The organism is Devosia insulae DS-56 (assembly GCF_000970465.2).
GTDB classification, from domain to species: Bacteria; Pseudomonadota; Alphaproteobacteria; order Rhizobiales; family Devosiaceae; genus Devosia_A; species Devosia_A insulae.
Genome location: NZ_LAJE02000350.1, coordinates 1 through 2182 on the forward strand (window position 1 = coordinate 1; position 2182 = coordinate 2182).

The 2182-nt window shown below is 67.7% G+C and carries 2 protein-coding genes; both read right to left on the reverse strand.

Going from position 1 to position 2182, the window contains the following annotated elements; genetic code table 11:
* Positions 1 to 43 precede the first annotated feature (43 nt).
* On the reverse strand, positions 44 to 715 hold the full coding sequence (locus tag VW23_RS23060; protein WP_069911838.1) for a response regulator transcription factor: 672 nt from the start codon (positions 713 to 715) through the stop codon (positions 44 to 46).
* Positions 712 to 2145: a sensor histidine kinase gene (locus tag VW23_RS23065; protein WP_069911839.1), complete on the reverse strand. Its 1434-nt coding sequence runs from the start codon at positions 2143 to 2145 to the stop codon at positions 712 to 714. Before VW23_RS23065 ends, VW23_RS23060 begins: the two co-directional genes overlap by 4 nt.
* Between the last annotated feature and the right edge of the window lie 37 nt (positions 2146 to 2182).

A 2182-nucleotide genomic window follows, 5' to 3' on the forward strand; every position in this document is an offset into this window, starting at 1 on the left:
CCCCCGTTCCACGGGGGAGGATCACCGAGAGCCCGGGATCTCGCTAGCTCGGCATCATGTAGCCGACGCCGCGCACCGTCTGGATCAGCGACGGGGTGCCCTCGGTGTCGATCTTGGCCCTGAGATAGCGGACATAGACGTCGACGATCTTGGTGCCCGGATCGTAGCCATATTCCCAGACGCTGTTCAGCAGCCGCTGCCGGCTCACCACCTTGTCCGGGTTGCTCATCAGGTAGCGCAACAGGTCGAACTCGCGCACCGTCAGGCTGATCGGCTCGCCGGCGCGGCTGACCCGGCGCGATTGCGGATCGAGCGTCAACGGTCCGATGGCGAGCTGGCTCTCATGGTCGATTTCGCTGCGCCGCCGGCGCAAGGCCACGAGGCGGGCCAGTAGCTCGTCGAAGGCGAAGGGCTTGGTCAGGTAGTCGTCGGCGCCGCCTTTGAGGCCTTCGATCTTGTCGGCGAGGCTATCCTTGGCGGTCAGCATCAAAATCATCGACGGGCGCTTTTCCTCGCGCAGCAGCCGGGTGATCTCCAGGCCGTCGACATAGGGCAGCATGCGATCGAGGATGATCAGCTCGAAATCATCCTGCCGGGCCCGCTCCAGCCCGTCGCGGCCATCATTCTCGACGCTGACCTGATAGCCCTCGGCCGCCAGCCCGCGCTCGAGGAATGAGGCGATGCGCCGATCGTCTTCGACCACCAGAACCTTCATCGTGCCCCTCCTTGCGCCAGCGGCAGCTCGAGTGTGAGCACCGCGCCGCCGCTCGCGCCATTGTCGAGCCGGATAGTGCCGCCGTGCCGCTCGACAATATCCTTGGCGATGGCAAGACCGATTCCCAGCCCCTGGTTTTCCAGCGCGCCCTCGCCATGACCACGATAGAAGCGTTCGAACACCCGCGGCTGGTCCTCGTCGCTGACGCCCGGCCCCTGGTCGGCGATCGCCACCGTTGCCGTCGCAGCACCGCGACTGCTGCTGACGGTGATCCGGCTGCCGGGCGGCGAATGCTTCACCGCGTTGTCGAGCCCGATCATCAGCGCCTGCTTCAGCCGCCGGAAATCCGCGTCGATGTGGGCGCCATTGTCGCCCAGCTCAGTGATGACGCTGACCTCGCGCGGCTCGGCCAGCACCTGCGCTTCCTCGGCGGCCGCGGCGACGATCTCGTCGAGACGGACATCGGCGGGCAGGTGCTGCTGGCTTTCGGCATCGGTGCGGGCGAAGGCGATGAGGTCATCGAGCAGGCCCGACATATCGACCGACTGGCCGCGGATCCGCTCGAGCGATTGACGGAGGTCATCGAGCTTGGGCTGACCGCGCAGCGCCACGTCGGCCTCGCCGCGCAGCACCGTGAGCGGGGTGCGCAGCTCGTGGCTGACATCGGCGAGGAACTGCGTGCGCCGCACGTCCACCGCTCGCAGTCGCGCATTGGCGTCGCGCAGCTCGCTGGTGCGCGTCTCGATCTCGGCTTCGAGCCGCGCGCCCGAGCGACGCACCGCGCGGTAGAGCAGCACGCCCAAGAGACTCAGCACCGCCAGTGACAGCAGCGCCAGGATGCCGGCGACCACGAGGATGGTGCCCTGCGTCTGCTGCACCTGCTTCAGCTCGGCCGCCACTTCGTTGCGCTCCTCGGCCAGCGCTCGGTCGATCAGCGGCTGCAACTCGTTGGCGAGGCGAAAAGCGACGTCGCGGCCATAGAGCTGGGTGGCCTCGTCAGCCTTGCCGTCGCGCGCCGCTGCCAGCGCCCGCGCCGCCGAGGCATCGATGGCGTGGTAGAGCTCGATCATCCGGCGCACGTCCTCGAGCTGCTCAAGCTCGGGCACCATTTCGGCGATGCCGCCCAGCGTCGTCAGCTCGTCGCGGGTGGCGCGGCTGAGCCGGGCGAAGGTGCGCTCCATGTCGATGCGCGCCCGTTGCACCGCCGGCATTTCGGCACGCCCCAGCAGCAGCACGCCTGCCACCTGCTTGGCATAGGCATTGGCGCGGCCATCGAGCTCGGCGATCACCTCGAAGCGCCGGTGCACCGCATCGATCCGCTGCACGAAATGATCGGCGAGCCACAGCCCGTAGGCCATCACCCCGGTCATCGCGACGATCGACACCAGGCTTGCCAGCGCCAGTCCCACAATGCGCCAGCGCACCGTCACCCGATCATGCCTCCACTATCACTGGCGCTATCTCTAG